The organism is Lacinutrix sp. MEBiC02595 (assembly GCF_053601555.1).
Window position 1 is genome coordinate 1 of record NZ_JBSHNU010000104.1, and the last position, 225, is coordinate 225.

The following is a 225-nucleotide window of genomic DNA, read 5'->3' on the forward strand; positions in this document are numbered from 1 at the left end:
AGCATAATCTGAAGTTACATCGAATACCGCATCTGTATCACAAGAATCTGTACCACAAGATTGCAGTGCTAAAATATTAGCAGCATTCCAATCGTTAGCAAGCGTTTCATTATTTGTTCCGTCACACTCAATCGTTTCATCTGCAACAGTACAAGACGTTAAGTCAGGACCAATAGAATCGTTAAGTGTAAGAATTGCAACAAGTATAGTTTCGTTATCACAATC

General features: G+C 37.3%; 1 protein-coding gene. It reads right to left on the bottom strand.

Translation table 11 applies throughout. From position 1 onward, the window contains the following. Positions 1 to 225 (bottom strand): hypothetical protein (locus ACVCZW_RS00490; protein ID WP_452231358.1); only part of this gene is annotated, 225 nt, incomplete at both ends.